The sequence below is a fragment of the Salinihabitans flavidus genome, from assembly GCF_900110425.1.
Lineage (GTDB): Bacteria > Pseudomonadota > Alphaproteobacteria > Rhodobacterales > Rhodobacteraceae > Salinihabitans > Salinihabitans flavidus.
The window spans coordinates 58,776-74,632 of sequence record NZ_FODS01000019.1; the positions used below are offsets into that span (position 1 = coordinate 58,776).

Annotated in this window: 15 protein-coding genes; 10 read left to right on the plus strand and 5 right to left on the minus strand. The window is 62.6% G+C overall.

Annotation, left to right across the window (positions count from 1 at the left end):
* Positions 1 to 172: 172 nt before the first annotated feature.
* The 4 genes from BMW66_RS14510 to BMW66_RS14525 all read left to right on the plus strand — a co-directional run bounded on the left by BMW66_RS14510 (position 173) and on the right by BMW66_RS14525 (position 4,639).
* A complete protein-coding gene (locus BMW66_RS14510) occupies positions 173 to 1,120 on the plus strand; it encodes a phosphoadenosine phosphosulfate reductase (RefSeq protein ID WP_093119565.1) in 948 nt (315 codons plus the stop codon).
* Between the two features lie 42 nt (positions 1,121 to 1,162).
* Entirely contained in the window at positions 1,163 to 2,206 is a 1,044-nt protein-coding gene (pyrC, locus tag BMW66_RS14515) for a dihydroorotase (protein ID WP_093119566.1), read from the plus strand.
* Positions 2,207 to 2,256: 50 nt separating this feature from the next.
* Positions 2,257 to 2,937, plus strand: coding sequence for an orotate phosphoribosyltransferase (locus BMW66_RS14520; RefSeq protein ID WP_093119567.1), 681 nt, complete (start codon positions 2,257 to 2,259; stop codon positions 2,935 to 2,937).
* 211 nt (positions 2,938 to 3,148) lie between these two features.
* The gene (locus tag BMW66_RS14525) at positions 3,149 to 4,639 is read left to right on the plus strand and encodes a replicative DNA helicase (protein ID WP_093119569.1); all 1,491 of its coding nucleotides are present in this window, start codon (positions 3,149 to 3,151) and stop codon (positions 4,637 to 4,639) included.
* Between the two features lie 129 nt (positions 4,640 to 4,768).
* On the opposite strand, the gene BMW66_RS14530 is transcribed toward BMW66_RS14525, so the two are convergent.
* On the minus strand, positions 4,769 to 5,173 hold the full coding sequence (locus tag BMW66_RS14530) for a c-type cytochrome (protein ID WP_093119570.1): 405 nt from the start codon (positions 5,171 to 5,173) through the stop codon (positions 4,769 to 4,771).
* On the minus strand, positions 5,170 to 5,565 hold the full coding sequence (locus tag BMW66_RS14535; RefSeq protein ID WP_093119572.1) for a c-type cytochrome: 396 nt from the start codon (positions 5,563 to 5,565) through the stop codon (positions 5,170 to 5,172). The genes BMW66_RS14530 and BMW66_RS14535 overlap by 4 nt, the downstream gene beginning before the upstream one ends.
* 148 nt (positions 5,566 to 5,713) lie before the next feature.
* Here BMW66_RS14535 and BMW66_RS14540 point away from each other — a divergent pair, with 148 nt between their 5' ends.
* Positions 5,714 to 6,124 carry a PaaI family thioesterase gene (locus tag BMW66_RS14540; RefSeq protein WP_245729492.1) on the plus strand — a complete coding sequence of 137 codons (411 nt, stop codon included), beginning with the start codon at positions 5,714 to 5,716 and terminating at the stop codon, positions 6,122 to 6,124.
* Positions 6,125 to 6,132: 8 nt separating this feature from the next.
* On the plus strand, positions 6,133 to 6,570 hold the full coding sequence (locus BMW66_RS14545) for a DMT family transporter (protein WP_093119573.1): 438 nt from the start codon (positions 6,133 to 6,135) through the stop codon (positions 6,568 to 6,570).
* A 9-nt stretch (positions 6,571 to 6,579) separates the two neighbouring features.
* On the opposite strand, the gene BMW66_RS14550 is transcribed toward BMW66_RS14545, so the two are convergent.
* The 3 genes from BMW66_RS14550 to proS form a co-directional block, all read right to left on the minus strand.
* Entirely contained in the window at positions 6,580 to 7,263 is a 684-nt protein-coding gene (locus tag BMW66_RS14550; protein WP_093119574.1) for an ABC transporter ATP-binding protein, read from the minus strand.
* Positions 7,256 to 8,542 carry a lipoprotein-releasing ABC transporter permease subunit gene (locus BMW66_RS14555; RefSeq protein ID WP_245729493.1) on the minus strand — a complete coding sequence of 429 codons (1,287 nt, stop codon included), beginning with the start codon at positions 8,540 to 8,542 and terminating at the stop codon, positions 7,256 to 7,258. The genes BMW66_RS14550 and BMW66_RS14555 overlap by 8 nt, the downstream gene beginning before the upstream one ends.
* Before the next feature lie 104 nt (positions 8,543 to 8,646).
* Positions 8,647 to 9,987, minus strand: coding sequence for a proline--tRNA ligase (gene proS / locus BMW66_RS14560; protein ID WP_093119576.1), 1,341 nt, complete (start codon positions 9,985 to 9,987; stop codon positions 8,647 to 8,649).
* A 190-nt stretch (positions 9,988 to 10,177) separates the two neighbouring features.
* Between proS and BMW66_RS14565 the strand changes: the two genes are divergently transcribed.
* The 4 genes from BMW66_RS14565 (at position 10,178) to BMW66_RS14580 (ending at position 15,854) form a co-directional block, all read left to right on the plus strand.
* The gene (locus tag BMW66_RS14565) at positions 10,178 to 11,251 is read left to right on the plus strand and encodes an AI-2E family transporter (RefSeq protein WP_093119578.1); all 1,074 of its coding nucleotides are present in this window, start codon (positions 10,178 to 10,180) and stop codon (positions 11,249 to 11,251) included.
* 1 nt (position 11,252) lies between these two features.
* A complete protein-coding gene (locus BMW66_RS14570) occupies positions 11,253 to 11,921 on the plus strand; it encodes an HdaA/DnaA family protein (RefSeq protein ID WP_093119579.1) in 669 nt (222 codons plus the stop codon).
* 132 nt (positions 11,922 to 12,053) lie between these two features.
* Positions 12,054 to 14,228: an RNA degradosome polyphosphate kinase gene (locus tag BMW66_RS14575; protein ID WP_093119580.1), complete on the plus strand. Its 2,175-nt coding sequence runs from the start codon at positions 12,054 to 12,056 to the stop codon at positions 14,226 to 14,228.
* Between the two features lie 60 nt (positions 14,229 to 14,288).
* Positions 14,289 to 15,854: a Ppx/GppA family phosphatase gene (locus BMW66_RS14580; RefSeq protein WP_093119582.1), complete on the plus strand. Its 1,566-nt coding sequence runs from the start codon at positions 14,289 to 14,291 to the stop codon at positions 15,852 to 15,854.
* Positions 15,855 to 15,857: the final 3 nt, after the last annotated feature.

The window sequence follows — 15,857 nt, forward strand, 5'->3', positions numbered from 1 at the left end:
CGGCGGCAAAGGCGACCACACTCTGTGGACAGATTCGCCCACGGTCCGACAAACACGAAAAATGCACAAACCTTCTCCCCATTTCCGCCGCAAAGCGTTACTATCAACTTCGCTCAGGATCGGCCCGAAAACGGGGGGGCATGCCCCCGGTATTTGACCAAGGATATATACGATGCAGGACGCGCCAAATGGCTTCGACACTCCCATGCTCGGCCTGCCGCCGCAGGGTTGGCTGGACGCTCTGGAAGAGATCGCGCAAGAGCACGGTACTTTCGCACGGCTGGGCGCGCATCATGTCGCCGCCCTTGTGGAGGATCAGTTCTCGACCCTTCTGGTGAGTTTCGAGACCCTCCAGCAGATCCAGGATCGCGACGATACCGGACAGCCGCTCGGCTTCGAGCTGGTCAGGGAGCTGGGCTGGTCCAACCTCGCGATGGTCAGCAATGGCGAAACCTGGTTCCGCGATCCGGCGATCTACGACTATTTCGATCACCTGATCGACGAGGGCTTCTTTGACGAATTTGACCGGGTTTTGTTCTATGGCGCGGGCAGCGGTGGGTATGCGGCGGCGGCGTTTTCGGTGGCCGCGCCCGGTGCCACGGTGCTCGCGATCAGCCCGCAGGCCACGCTCGACCCGCGGATCGCTGGCTGGGACACACGCTATACCCATATGCGCCGGGTCTCCTTCACCGACCGCTACGGCTATGCACCCGAGATGATCGAAGCGGCAGAGCATGGCTTTGTCCTGTTCAATCCCAACGACACGATGCAAGCCATGCACGCCGCGCTTTTCGCCCGCGCCAATGTGACCCTTCTGCAAACCCCCTATCTGGGCGACGACATTGAACAGGCACTGGTCGAGATGCAGGTTCTCTACCGCCTGCTGGCGCGCGCCGGGGCGGGCCGGCTCGACCGCGCCTCCTTTGCGAAACTGTTCCGGGCCCGGCGCGACTATCAGCCCTATCTGCGTCGCCTGCTCGCCATGGCCGAACGCAAGGAACACTATTACCTTCAGGCCATTCTGTGCGGCCATGTCATCAACCGCATGCCCGCCCCGAAATTCCAGCGCAAGCTGGACCAGCTTGACCGAATGGCGAGCGAAGGCCGGCTGGCGGGATAGTCCGCTCTGGATTACCCCCCGCAAATCGTCTAATCGGCGCGCATGACCCAGAGCCTCACACTCCGCCGCCCTGACGACTGGCACCTGCATCTGCGCGATGGCGCCATGCTCAGAGCCGTCCTGCCGGAAAGCGCGCGCCATTTCGCCCGCGCCATCATCATGCCGAATCTGGTGCCGCCCGTCGTCACCGGGGCACAGGCCGCCAGCTATCGCGAGCGCATCCTCACCGCGCTGCCGGACGGAATGGCCTTCACGCCTCTCATGACGCTTTATCTGACAGAGCAGACGGACCCCGACGACGTTACCGCCGCGCATGACAGCGGGCTGATCACGGCGGTGAAACTCTACCCGGCCGGGGCGACCACCAATTCCGCCTCGGGCGTGCGCGATTTCGACAAGGTGCGCGCCGTGCTGGAGCGGATGGCGGACATCGGCTGCCCGCTCTGCGTGCATGGAGAGGTGACCGACCCCGATGTGGACATCTTTGACCGCGAGGCCGTGTTCATCGACCGTGTGCTCGACCCGATCCGCCGCGCGACTCCGGGCCTGCGGGTGGTGATGGAACATATCACCACATCCGAGGGCGTGTCCTATGTGCAGAGCGCGGAACGGGATCTGGCGGCAACCATCACCACGCACCACCTGATCATCAACCGCAACCATATCCTCGTGGGCGGGATCAGACCGCATTACTACTGCCTGCCGGTGGCAAAACGCGAAAGCCACCGCCTTGCACTGCGCAAGGCCGCGACTGGCGGGGATGCGCGGTTCTTTCTGGGCACCGACAGCGCCCCGCATGTAGACGCGGCCAAGGAAACCGCCTGCGGCTGTGCCGGCTGCTTCACCGCGACCAACACGATGGCGCTTCTGGCGCATGTGTTCGAGGAGGAGGGCGCACTCGACCGTCTCGAAGGCTTTGCCTGCCTGCATGGCCCGAGCTTCTATCGCCTCCCCCCGAATGAAGACCGCATTACACTCACACGCCAGGACACCCCGGTGACATGGCCGCAAAAGATTGAGTCGGGCGATGGTCCGGTTACGGTCTTTGATCCCGGTTTTCCGGTTCACTGGCGCGTGCAGCCCTAGAAAATCCGCTGCCACTCGCTTCCGCAGCCCGACGAAGGACCCTTAGCACGATGATTCCGACCACCCACCCCGCCAAGGAAGAAATCGCCCGGTTGACTGCCCGGATGCTGCTTGAAATCGGCGCGGTCAACTTCAACACCGAAGAGCCCTATGTTCTGGCGTCGGGCCTGCCATCCCCTTCCTACATCGACTGCCGCAAGCTCATTTCCTTCCCGCGCATCCGCGCTACGCTGATGGACTTCCTCGCTGTCACGGTCATGCGCGAGGCGGGATTCGAAGCGTTCGACAATATCGCGGGCGGCGAGACGGCGGGCATCCCCTTTGCGGCGCTGATGGCGGAACGGATGGCCCTGCCGATGACCTACGTGCGCAAAAAGCCCAAGGGCTATGGCCGCAATGCCCGGATCGAAGGCGTGATGACCGAAGACCAGAGGGTGCTTCTGGTCGAGGATCTGACCACGGATGGCGGCTCCAAGCTGTCCTTCGTCAATGCCATCCGCGAAACAGGCGCGCACTGTGGGCACACCGCTGTGATCTTCTACTACGACATCTTCCCCGACACGGTCAAAACGCTGGGCGATCACGGGGTCAGGCTGCATCACCTGTGCACATGGTGGGACGTGCTGGACGAGGCCCGCGCTCAAGCCATCTTTGCGGAGAACACGCTGGCCGAGGTCGAGTCCTTTCTCAACGATCCGCGCGCATGGCAGGAGGCGCGCAAGCAGGGCTGACCCGATCCCCCATTCGTATAGGACCTGGCTCACGCGGCGGCGCAGACCCCCGCTGAGCTACGATATGTTGACCGAACCTGCCACATTCTGGCAATATCCGGTGGCAGGCAGGTTATCCACACGCGATCCACAGAAACATACAATTTGCGCCCCGCGCGCCGGGTGATCTAGAACCCGCCGACAGGGCACTACACGGGAATCGGGGGCAGACATGAACGAGATCAGCATCTTCAACGCATCCGGCACGGGGGCGGAAGATGGCGATCCCATGCCGCATTCCATCGAAGCGGAGCAGCAGCTTCTCGGTGCGATTCTGACCAACAATGACATCTACGACCGGGTCGCAGCGATCATCCAGGCGCAGCATTTCTACGACCCGGTCCATGCCCACATCTACGAGGTCGCCGCCGCCCGGATTGCCAAGAACAATCTGGCCTCGCCGGTCACGCTCAAGGCGTTTCTGGAAGACGATCCGGGGCTGAAGGAACTGGGCGGGCCGTCCTATCTCGCGCGGCTCGCGGGCTCTGCCATCTCGGCCTATGCGGCGCGCGACTATGCGCAGATGATCTATGACATGGCCATCCGGCGAGAGTTGATCGGGCTGGGCCACAACATCGCCTCCAAGGCGGCCAAGGTCGACGTGGAGAGCGAGCCGCGAGAGCAGATCGTTGAGGCGGAACAGGCACTCTACAAACTCTCCGAACAGGGCAAGGCAGACAGCGGGTTTGTCTCCTTCCTGCGCGCCGTGACCGAGGCCGTGAACACCGCCAATGCCGCCTATCAGCGCGAAGGCGGGCTTGCCGGCATTTCCACCGGGCTGACCGATCTGGACAAGAAACTGGGCGGACTGCACCCGTCGGACCTTTTGATTCTGGCGGGGCGCCCATCGATGGGAAAGACCTCGCTGGCCACCAATATCGCCTTCAACGTCGCCAAGGCATACAAGCGGGGACAGCGCCCCGACGGAACCGAAGGCGCAATCGAGGGGGGCGTGGTCGGCTTCTACAGCCTCGAGATGAGCGCCGAGCAGCTTGCCGCGCGGATCCTGTCGGAAGCCTCCGAAGTGCCGTCCGAGCAGATCCGCAAGGGCGACATGACCGAGGCCGAATTCCGCCGGTTCGTCGATGCCGCCAAGTCGCTTGAGGCGTGCCCGCTGTTCATCGACGACACCCCGGCCCTTCCCATTGCGCAGCTTGCGGCGCGGGCACGCCGGCTGAAACGGACCCATGGGCTCGATCTTCTGGTAATCGACTACTTGCAACTCTGCCGCGGCTCTTCGCGGAATGAAAACCGGGTCAACGAGATCTCGGAAATCACCATGGGCATGAAGGCGATTGCCAAGGAGTTGAACATTCCGGTCATTGCCCTGTCGCAGCTCTCGCGCCAGGTCGAGGCGCGCGAGGACAAACGCCCGCAGCTTTCCGACCTGCGCGAATCGGGGTCCATCGAGCAGGACTCCGACGTGGTGATGTTCGTCTTCCGTGAAGAATACTACGTTGAGCGCGAAAAACCGTCGGACGACAGGCTCGATGAGATGGCGAGCTGGCAGGAACGGATGGAGCGCCTTCACGGCAAGGCGGAGGTTGTCATCGGCAAGCAGCGTCACGGCCCGATCGGCACGGTGGATCTGGCGTTCGAAGGGCGTTTCACCCGCTTCAGCAACCTCGTTCAACCGTGGCAGCAGGGCGCCGACACCTTCTAGGAAAGCGTCCGCTGCCGGCTACCATGGCGGCGTCCCACCCATCCCGGGCCAGTGCACGAAACGATCCGGCAGGTGCTCGATCTCTGCGCAGTGTCCCGCCAGATGATCGCAAGAGCGTTGCCCGTCAATCTATTGCTGGATCGATTCCAGATAATACATCAGCGCCGCAAGCTTTCTCGGCGTCGGTGTCATCTTTTCATCGCCCACATCAACCGGAACCAGATCACCGCTCATCAATTCGCCGAATTCCGGCATGGTCATCCCCGGCACCGGCTCGCGGGTGTAACCGTCGATCTGGCTCAGAACCTCCGCCCGCGGGAAGGTTCCGCCGTTGCGTTGCGCAATGCGCGTCAGATCGGCAGGCGCTTGTTTCAGCGTGACCCCATCGGCCGCGTTGCCCGTCGCATTCGGCCCGTGGCAGGTGGCGCAATAGGTCGTGTAGATCTGCGCCCCCTCGTTGCGCGTCGGCATTTCGACCTCCGTGCAGGCCACGAACAGCGCAAGCGCACCCAGTCCTCCCAGCCAGACCTTCATTCCTGCACCGCCCTGAGATAATCCACCAGATCCGAAACTGGCCCGCTTGTCAGGATCGGCTGGCCGGATTCTGTCTTCAGCGCGACATCATTCCCTTCGAAAAAATCGCCATAGACCGGCATGGGAGAGCCGTGCGCGACAAGCGGATCGCGCCCGTCGATCCGTTCGATCACCCGCACCAAGGGAAAGACGCCATCGTTGCCCGCGGTCAGCGTGCTCAGATTGGCCGGCTTTACCGTCATCACCCCTGCCATGGGGCCTTCGCCGTCATGATCCAGCCCGTGGCATGTGGCGCAGTGGTCAAGATAGATCTCCCGTCCCGGAGGCACATCTTCGGCCATCGCCGGAAGCGCCATCAACGCCACACCGGCCCAGGCAATGATAGGTCTCATCCTCTCTCCTTTCGCGCTCGCTGCTCTCAAGTTCCTGAAGCATAGCACAATGATTTCCGACTCACCTTGATTCCTATCATATCCGGACGTGACATTGACCCATGGCCGCGCCATTCTGCGCGCGAATAACAATTGGATGAGGGACCGCATGACACTCAACGTCACCAACGCCCAGGCGTTTCTTGATCAGAATTTCGCTGCCTGGGTGCGGGCGCTCAATCTCACCGTGACAGAGATTGGCCCGAAGGGGGCTGTCCTGACAATGCCGATCACCGGCGATCTGGCGCGTGTGGGCGGTATCATTTCCGGACAAGCTCTTGCGGCAATGGCCGACACGGCCATGGTCATCGCCACCGGCGGACATTTCGGAGAGATGCGACCCGTCGCCACCACCAATCTCGACACGCAGTTCCTGCGCCCCGGCCGCGGTGACACCATCCGCTGCGAGGCCGAGATCGTGCGCGCGGGCAAGGCGTTGATCTTTGCGCGCGCCACCATGACCGCCCTGCCCGACGGCAAACCCGTGGCCGCCGCGACCGCCACGTTCTTCGTGCCATGATGCCGCCGGTGACGGGCTACGCGCTAACCATGCTGGCAGCCGGAATCGGCATCCCGGTGCTGGCCGCGCTCAATGCCGGGCTGGGCCAACGCATGGGGGCGCCGGTCGCGGCCGGGCTGATCCTTTTCGTCGTGGCGTTCTGTGTCACCGGCATCGTGCTGTTGCTGACGGGGGGCGTGCCGCATCTTGCCAAGGCGGCCGGCGCTCCCAAACACCTTTTTCTCGCCGGAGCGCTCGTGGCCTTCTACGTGCTGTCGATCACCTTTGTCGCGCCCCATTTCGGGGTCGGCAACGCGGTGTTCTTCGTGCTTCTGGGGCAACTCGTCTCGGCCGCCGCGATTGACCATTTCGGCCTTTTCGGTGCGCAGGTCTCGCCGCTCTCGCTTGCCCGCGCCGGGGGAATCGCGCTCATGGCGGCGGGTGTCTGGCTCACCCAGCAGGTCTGATCCCAAAGGTCAGGCCGGCACGAGTACGCCCTCGTCCAGCCGCAGAACACGGTCCATGCGCGCCGCGAGACCGAGATTGTGCGTTGCGATCAAGGCTGACAGCCCGGTGCCACGCACGAGATCCATCAGGGTCGCAAAAACATGATCGGAAGTCTCGGGATCAAGATTGCCCGTCGGCTCGTCTGCCAGAAGGATCCGCGGTGCATTCGCCAGCGCCCGGCAAAACGCCACCCTCTGCTGTTCCCCGCCCGAAAGCGCCGCGGGGCGGTGATCCGCGCGCCCCGCGATACCAACGGAATCCAGCAACTCCAAGGCGCGTGCGTCCGCTTCCCGGCGCTCGATCCCGTTGGCCAGTTGCGGCAGGGCGATATTCTCCTGCGCGGTGAACTCCGGCAACAAGTGATGGAATTGATAGACAAACCCCACATCGCGCCGCCGCGCGACGGTACGGCGACGGTCGGACAGGCGCGTCATCACTTCCCCCCCGATCGTGACCTCGCCAGAATCGGCGGTATCGAGCAGCCCGGCAATATGCAGGAGCGTCGACTTGCCGGCACCGGACGGCGCGACAAGCCCCACCACCTCGCCCGGCTCGAGCGCTAGGCTGGCGCCACGCAACACACGTATCTCGCCGGGCAGTCCGCGCTTGTAGGTCTTCTCGATCGAGTCGAGATGCAGCACCGGATCACTCATAACGCAGCGCCTCCACCGGGTTGAGCCGTGCGGCACGGCGCGCCGGAAAATACGTCACACAGAACGAAAGACCAAGCGAAAGGGTCACCGCGCTTATCACATCGGCCAGTTCGAGTTTCGCCGGCAGATGATAGATGCCCCGGATCGAGGGGTCCCAGACCCCGCCCCCGGCCACCGTGTTCACCATGGCGAAAACAGGGTCGATATAGATCGCGAACAGGCATCCCAGAACCACGCCGAGCGCGGTCCCGATCAGCCCGGTGAACGCGCCGCAGATGAAAAACACCCGCAGCACCGAGCCTTCGGTCAGCCCCATCGTGCGCAGGATACCGATATCGCGGCCCTTGTTCTTCACCAGCATGATCAATCCAGAGACAATGTTCATCGCTGCGATCAACACCAGAATCGACAGGATCACGAACATCACGTTGTCCTCGATCTCCAGTGCCCGCAGAAAGCCTCCGCTGGCATCGCGCCACGTCCAGATGGTCGCCCGGTTGCCCCCGGCCCGCAGCAGGTCGACCGACAGCTCATCCACCCGGTCAGGATCTTCGACCATGACCTCGATTTCCGTCGCCACCCCGTCGCGGTTAAAGAAGGTCTGCGCCTCTTCGAACGGCAGGTAAACACGGGTCCGGTCGATGTCATAGCGCCCCGCGGAGAAGATATAGACCACCTCATAGGCGTTCACACGCGGGCTCGTGCCAAAGGCGGTTTTCACCCCGTCAGGCGAAATCAGCTTTATCCTGTCGCCCAGACCGGCGCCAAGCTCGCGCGCCACGCCCGAACCGATGGCGATGCCCTCTTCAAAGCGCCCGATTTCGCCGCGTCCGGTTTCAGGGTCGGCAATCCGTGGGATCGTCGCAAGGTGCTCGGCCGAAATACCGAACACCTCCACCCCGGTGTTCGATCCGCGAAGGCTGGCCATCACCTGCCCCTTCACCAAGGGAGCGGCACGGGTCACGCCCTCCACCGCGCGCAAACGCCCGGACATCTCCTCATAGTCGGGAATCGTGCGGTCAATACCGCCCTGCTCTGTCACCTGCGCGGAGTTGTAGACGGTCACATGCGCGTTGGCGCCCAGGATGGTATCGACGAACTCGGCGCGAAATCCGGAACGCACCGCAAGCGTTGCTATCAGGGCGAAAACGGCAAGGGTGATCCCGATCAGGCTGATCCAGGTCATCACGCTGACCCCGCCCTCGGCGCGGCGCGCGCGCAGATAACGCCATGCGATCATCCACTCAAACGCGGCAAAGGGGGCTGTGTTGCCTGCCATGACTGCTCCGGTATAGAGGTCGGGGAACGTTAGGCACGGTCCCGGCCCCGGTCAAGCGGGCGCGGCAGTTCGGTCACATCCGGAACCGACCTGCCCGCCCCGCATCACATTTCGGCGTAGATCTGCGCCACTTTCGCCACCGCCTGCTCGGGCGGCAGCTCCTCGCTCTCGCCCGTCTGGCGGCATGTCAATTCCACAACGCCGTTCTTGAGGCCGCGCGGGCCCACGGTGATCCGCCACGGCAGACCGATCAGGTCCATGGTGGCGAATTTTCCGCCCGCCCGTTCCTTCCGGTCGTCATACAGCGGTTCAAGGCCAAGCGCCCGCAGCGATTGATACAGCGCATCGCAGGCCGCATCCGCCTCCTCGTCGCCCTGCTTGAGGTTGACGATACCGCAATGGAACGGCGTCACCCCCTCGGGCCAGATAATGCCCTTGTCGTCATGGCTGGCCTCGATGATCGCTCCCAGAAGGCGGCTCACCCCGATGCCGTGGCTGCCCATATGCACCGGCACCGGCTTGCCATCGTGCCCCTGCACCGTGGCGCCCATCGGCTCGGAATACTTGGTCCCGAAATAGAAGATCTGGCCGACCTCGATTCCCCGGGCCGTCCTGCGGCGTTCCTGCGGAACTTGCGCCTCGAAGGCGGCCTCGTCGTGGGTTTCGTCGGTGCGGGCATAGCGGCCGGTGAATTCCTCCATCACCGCCTGACATTGCTCGTGACTGTCATAATCGATGTCGCGATCACCGAATTTCAGATCCGTGATCACGCTATCGTAAAACACCTCCGACTCTCCGGTTTCGGCGAGCACGAGGAACTCATGCGTGTCATCCCCCCCGATGGGGCCGGAGTCGGCGCGCATCGGAATGGCCTGAAGCCCCATCCGCTCATAGGTCCGAAGGTAGCTGACCAGATGGCGGTTATAGGCGTGAAGCGCATCCTCCTTCGTCAGATCGAAGTTGTATCCATCCTTCATGTAGAACTCGCGCCCGCGCATGACGCCGAAGCGCGGGCGGATCTCATCGCGGAACTTCCACTGGATCTGGTAAAGTGTCAGGGGCAGATCCTTGTAGCTGGACACGTGGCTGCGGAAGATGTCCGTCACCAGTTCCTCCGCCGTCGGTGTGAACAGCAGATCGCGCCCGTGCCGGTCCTTCATGCGCAACATCTCTTCGCCATAGTCGTCATAGCGCCCCGACTCGCGCCACAAATCGGCCGATTGCAAGGTCGGCATCTGAAACGGAATATGCCCCGCGCGGATTTGCTCCTCATGCACGATATTCTCGATCTTGCGCAGCACCTTGAACCCGAGCGGCAGCCACGAATAGATGCCGGAGGCCGATTGCTTGATCATGCCCGCCCGCAACATCAGGCGATGGCTGACAATCTGGGCCTCGGCGGGGGTTTCCTTCAGCACGGGCAGAAAGTAACGGGACAGGCGCATGTCGGTTCCTCGAACATCTCTTCGGTTTCGGCCCGTTTATGAGGTTGCGACGCCTCAGACAAGGGATCACGGCATTTTGTCGAGAATCCAAAGACAACGCGGCGGTACCATCCACAGGATCACGCCGGAACCCTTGAAAGATGCTCTGCCTTCGGCAATGTAGCACAGGCAGGTTCACAAAGAGGCCCCGATGGCATTGCCGATCCGTGATCAGATGAAATACTGGGGCATCGCAGCGGCGGTTTTCTTCGTCGCGCTCTGGTATCTGGGGGACGTGATCCTGCCCTTTGTTCTGGGCGGGGCCATCGCCTATTTTCTCGATCCGGTGGCCGACCGGCTTCAGGCGTTGGGGGCCTCGCGCATCCTTGCGACCATTCTCATCACATTGGCAACGCTTCTGATCTTCGTCGTGATGGCGTTGGCAGTGATCCCGACCCTGATCGAACAGACGGTTGCGCTGTTCAACATTGCGCCCAAACTGTTTCAGGATCTTCAGGGCTTTCTCTCCGAACGCTTTCCGGAGGCGCTCGATCCCGATAGTGCCGTGAACAAATCGCTCAAGGCCATGGGCGAGCGGATTCAGGAACACGGGGTGGAGCTTCTCAACACGGTTGTGAGTTCCGCCGCCACCCTGATCAATGCCCTGCTGCTGCTGGTCATCGTGCCGGTCGTGGCGTTCTATCTCCTTCTGGACTGGGACAACATGGTTGCCCGTCTCGACAGCCTTCTGCCGCGCGATCATGCGCCGGTGATCCGCCAACTTGCGGCTGAAATCGATCAGACGCTTGCCTCCTTCATTCGCGGCATGGGCACGGTCTGCCTCATCCTAGGCACCTACTACGCTGTGGCGCTGATGCTGGTGGGGCTGCAATTCGGCCTCGTCGTCGGTTTCATCGCCGGGCTGATCACCTTCATTCCCTATGTCGGCGCGATCGTCGGCGGAGCGCTGGCAATCGGGCTGGGCCTGTTTCAGTTCTGGGGCGACTGGCTCTCGCTCGGGCTGGTGGCCGCGATCTTCGTTCTGGGACAGGTCGCCGAGGGCAACATCCTGACACCGAAACTCGTCGGAAGCTCGGTCGGGCTTCACCCGGTCTGGCTGATCTTCGCGCTGTCGGTCTTCGGGATGCTGTTCGGATTTGTGGGGATGCTCGTGGCTGTGCCCGTGGCGGCGGCGCTCGGCGTGCTGACCCGCTTCGCCACGGCGCAATACCGCAGGTCGCGACTCTATCGCGGTCTTTCACAAACGGACGACGCGGAAAACTGAAATGGCAGAGCAACTGAGCCTGAACCTGCCCGCTCGTCCGGCGCTGGGACGGGACGACTTCTTTGTCACCCCGGCCAATGCGGTGGCGCTCGGTCTGATCGAACGTTGGCCGGACTGGTCGGGGCGCAAGCTGGTCCTGATTGGGCCGGAAGGGGCGGGCAAGACCCATCTGACCCATGTCTGGGCGGCGCTGAGTGGCGGCGGAATCGTTGCCGCATCCGATCTGCCCGAAGCCGACATACCCACCCTTGCGCGCTCGCCCGTCGCAGTGGAGGACGTGCCAGCGATCGCGGGGCGCCGCAGTGCCGAGCAGGCACTTTTCCACCTGCACAATCTTGTATTGGCGGAAGGCCACTCCCTTCTGCTGAGTGGGCAGAGCGAGCCGGGACAATGGAAGCTGTCTCTGCCCGATCTCGCAAGCCGGATGCAGGGCACAACCGTCGCACGGCTGGACCAACCCGATGACATGCTTCTCACCGCGCTGCTGGCCAAGCTCTTCGCCGACCGCCAACTGGTGCCGACACCGGGCACGATCCCCTATCTACTGCGGCGTATGGACCGAAGTTTCGCCGCCGCCCGCGCGCTGGTGGAACGGCTCGACCGCGCCTCACTGTCCCAGAAAAGACCCATCACCCGTGCCTTCGCGGCAAAGGTTCTGAACGCGAACTGACAAATTGAGGCGTCTCGCACCGACGCACCGTGCCAGACCCCGCGCAATCGTGAGCCTGCGTCGCTGGACATCCCGGATGTTCGCCCTGATACTGTCATTTTTCCGTTACCCCACACTGGCATACGCGCTTTCATGACACAGGCCGACTTTCTCAAATCCGACTTGCCCGCCCCGGTCGAGATGCCCGATCTCGACCTGACCGGGCCGGGACGTTTTTTCAATCGGGAACTGAGTTGGCTGGGCTTCAACTGGCGTGTCCTCGAAGAATCCGAAAACCCCCGCGTTCCGCTTCTGGAACGGCTGCGCTTTCTGTCGATTTCGGCCACCAACCTCGATGAATTTTATACCGTGCGCGTCGCCGGTCTTCGGGAACTGGTCCGAGAGGGGCATACCACCCCCGCCGCCGACGGCCTCACCCCCGCCGAACAGCTTGTCTTGATCAACGAAGATGCCCGCAACCTGATGAACGCGCAGCAGCGCATTTTCAGCCAGATCAGGGCCGAAATGGAAGGTGAGAATATCGTCCTGCTCGAACGCGATGCCCTGAGCGATGAGGACAAGGCGTTTCTGAACGATCAGTTTCTGAACAAGGTCTTTCCGGTCCTCTCGCCTCTGGCCATCGACCCGGCGCACCCTTTTCCCTTTATTCCGAACACCGGCTTCTCGCTCGCCCTGCGGCTGGAGCGTCTGCGCGACAAGCGACCGTTGATGGCACTCTTGCCGATTCCCAATCAGGTCAGCCGCTTCATCCCTCTGCCCTCTGGCGCTGGCATCCATCGCTTCCTCTCGCTTGAAGAGCTGTTGATCCTGCATCTCGAAAGCATGTTCCCCGGCTACAAGCCCAAGGGGCACTGCACCTTCCGCGTGCTGCGCGACAGCGATCTGGAGGTGGAGGACGAGGCCGAGGATCTGGTGCGCGAGTTCGAGGTTGCCCTCAAACGCCGCCGCCGGGGCGAGGTCGTGCGGCTGAAGATTTCCGCCGATGCCCCCGAGAACCTGAAATCGGTGGTCATGCGCGAGTTGCATGTCTCCGAGGATGAGGTGGTGGAAGTGGACGGCATGCTCGGCATCGCGGACCTGAAGGAACTGGTGCTCGACGTAAGGCCCGATCTGCTTTGGCCATCCTTCACGCCGCGCGTGCCCGAACGTGTGCAGGATCACGACGGCGACATGTTCGCAGCCATCCGGCAGAAAGACATGCTTCTGCATCACCCCTATGAGACCTTCGACATGGTGGTGCGATTTCTGGAACAGGCCGCACATGACCCCGATGTCGTGGCGATCAAACAAACGCTCTACCGCACGTCGCGACACTCCCCCATTGTCGAGGCACTTTGCGAGGCGGCGGAGGACGGCAAATCCGTCACGGCGCTGGTGGAGTTGAAGGCCCGGTTCGACGAGGCCGCCAATATCCGGCAATCGCGGCGCCTGGAGCGCGCCGGCGCGCATGTGGTCTATGGCTTTCTCGACCTCAAGACCCACGCCAAGATTTCCACCGTGGTGCGGCGCGAGGGCGACAACCTCGTGACATATACCCATTACGGGACGGGCAATTACCACCCGATCACGGCACGCATCTATACCGACCTTTCGCTCTTTACCTGCGATGCCGATCTCGGGCGCGATGCGACCAAGGTGTTCAACTATCTCTCGGGATATGTGGAGCCTGAAAAGCTCGAAAATCTTGCGATCTCTCCGATCTCGCTCAAGTCACGGTTGCTGGAGATGATTGCGGCAGAGGCGGAATTTGCGCGCGCGGGCAAGCCGGCGGAAATCTGGGCCAAGATGAATGCCCTAATCGAACCGGATGTGATTGACGCGCTCTATGCTGCCTCCTGCGCCGGGGTGAAGATCAATCTCGTGGTGCGCGGCATCTGTGGTATCCGGCCCGGTATCAAGGGACTGTCGGAGAATATCCGCGTGAAATCCATCGTCGGACGTTTTCTCGAACATTCGCGCATCGTTTGTTTTGCGAACGGCGCGGGCCTGCCGTCGAAAAAGGCGCGTGTCTTCATCAGTTCCGCCGACTGGATGGGCCGTAACCTGATCCGCCGCGTGGAAACGCTGGTAGAGATCAAGAACGCGACCGTGAAGGCGCAGATTGTCAATCAGGTGATGGCGGCCAACCTTGCTGATGTGGCGCAAAGCTGGATCATGGCGCCGGACGGATCTTTCCGGCGCGATCCGGTGCCCGAAGGCAGCTTTGCCTTCAGTTGTCACAGATTCTTCATGGAAAACCCCTCTCTTTCGGGGCGCGGCTCCGCGGGGGCCGCCGATGTGCCCAAACTGACGCACACCGAAGATTGACCCCGCCCGCCCGCTGGCGCTAGTTAACGGACAGGCGATCTGGGACAGGCGGACGAGGCGATGGACGGGACGACCGACACCACGCAGGAATGGGGGCTTTTCGGGCGCCCGCTGTTTGAAGATGCTGCCGCTCGCGCCCTGCGCCGGGTTGGCGTGGTCGATATCGGCTCCAACTCGGTTCGGCTCGTGGTGTTTGATGGCGCGGCCCGCTCTCCGGCCTATTTCTACAATGAAAAGATAATGTGCGCGCTCGGGGCGGGCTTGTCCGATTCCGGGCGCCTCAATCCAGAAGGGCGCAAACGCGCCTTGGCCGCGCTGCGCCGGTTTCAGGCTCTGGCCCGGCGCATTTGCAACGGAGATCTGACGGCTGTGGCCACCGCCGCCGTGCGAGAGGCAGAGGACGGGCCGGACTTCTGCGCCGATGTGCTGCGCGAGACCGGGCTGAAAATTCATGTCATCGACGGACAGGAAGAGGCCCGGCTTTCCGCGCAGGGGGTGCTTCTCGGCTGGCCGGGCTCCTACGGTCTGGTCTGCGACATGGGCGGCTCCTCCATGGAACTGGCAGAGATCAACGACGGCAAGGTCGGGCGGCGGGTTTCCTCGAACGTCGGGCCTTTGAAGCTACGCGACATCAAGGGTGGCAAGAAGGGACGCAAGGCCCATGTCAAGGCCGTGCTGGAGGATCTCCATAAGGCGATGGGAGCACAAAAAAACCGCCTGTTCCTTGTCGGCGGCTCCTGGCGGGCGATTGCCCGGATCGATATGGAACGACGCGGCTACCCGCTGCATGTCCTCCATGAATACCGGATGAGCGCGAAATCCATCATCGCCACCGCCAAGTATATCTCCGAACAAGATCCCGAAACCCTGCGCGCGCGCTGCGGCGTGTCCTCCTCGCGCATGGCACTGGTGCCGCTGGCGATCGAGGTGCTCAAGGGCGTTGTGCGAACCTTCAAACCGCGCGACATCGCGGTAAGCTCCTACGGTATCCGCGAGGGGTTGCTCTACGAGCAGATGCCGGAACGCCTGCGCCAGCGCGATCCGCTGATCGAATCCTGCCGATTTGCCGAAACCAAGGATGCGCGACTACCGGGGTTCGGAAGATCGCTTTTCGAATTCATTCAGCCGCTCTACAAATCCGCGCCGCCAGAGCGGCTCCGCCTGATCAAGGCGGCCTGTCTGCTGCATGACGTGAGTTGGCGGGCCCATCCCGATTACCGGGCCGAAACCTGTTTCGACAACGCCACACGCGCCAATCTCGGCGGTCTGAAACACTCCGAACGGGTCTTTCTCGGTCTCGCCCTTTTGCATCGCTATCGCAACAAGCGCGAGGGCACCCGGTTCGAGGATCTCGGACGGCTGATCGACGACAAGACCCGGCTGGAGGCGGAGATCCTTGGCAAGGCGCTGCGATTTGGCGCGATGCTTCTGATGGAGCCGGAGGCGGATATGGGAACGCTGCGATTCTTCCCCAAGAAGCGCATTCTTGAATACCGCGTCCCGGCAGAGGCTGCCCCCCTCTACGGAGAGGTCGCAGAGGCCCGGCTCACCTCCCTGTCCGCGTCCCTTGGGGCCGAACTGGATGTAAAGGTGAAAGGGGCGAAGACCCCACTGACGCCCGTATGATCC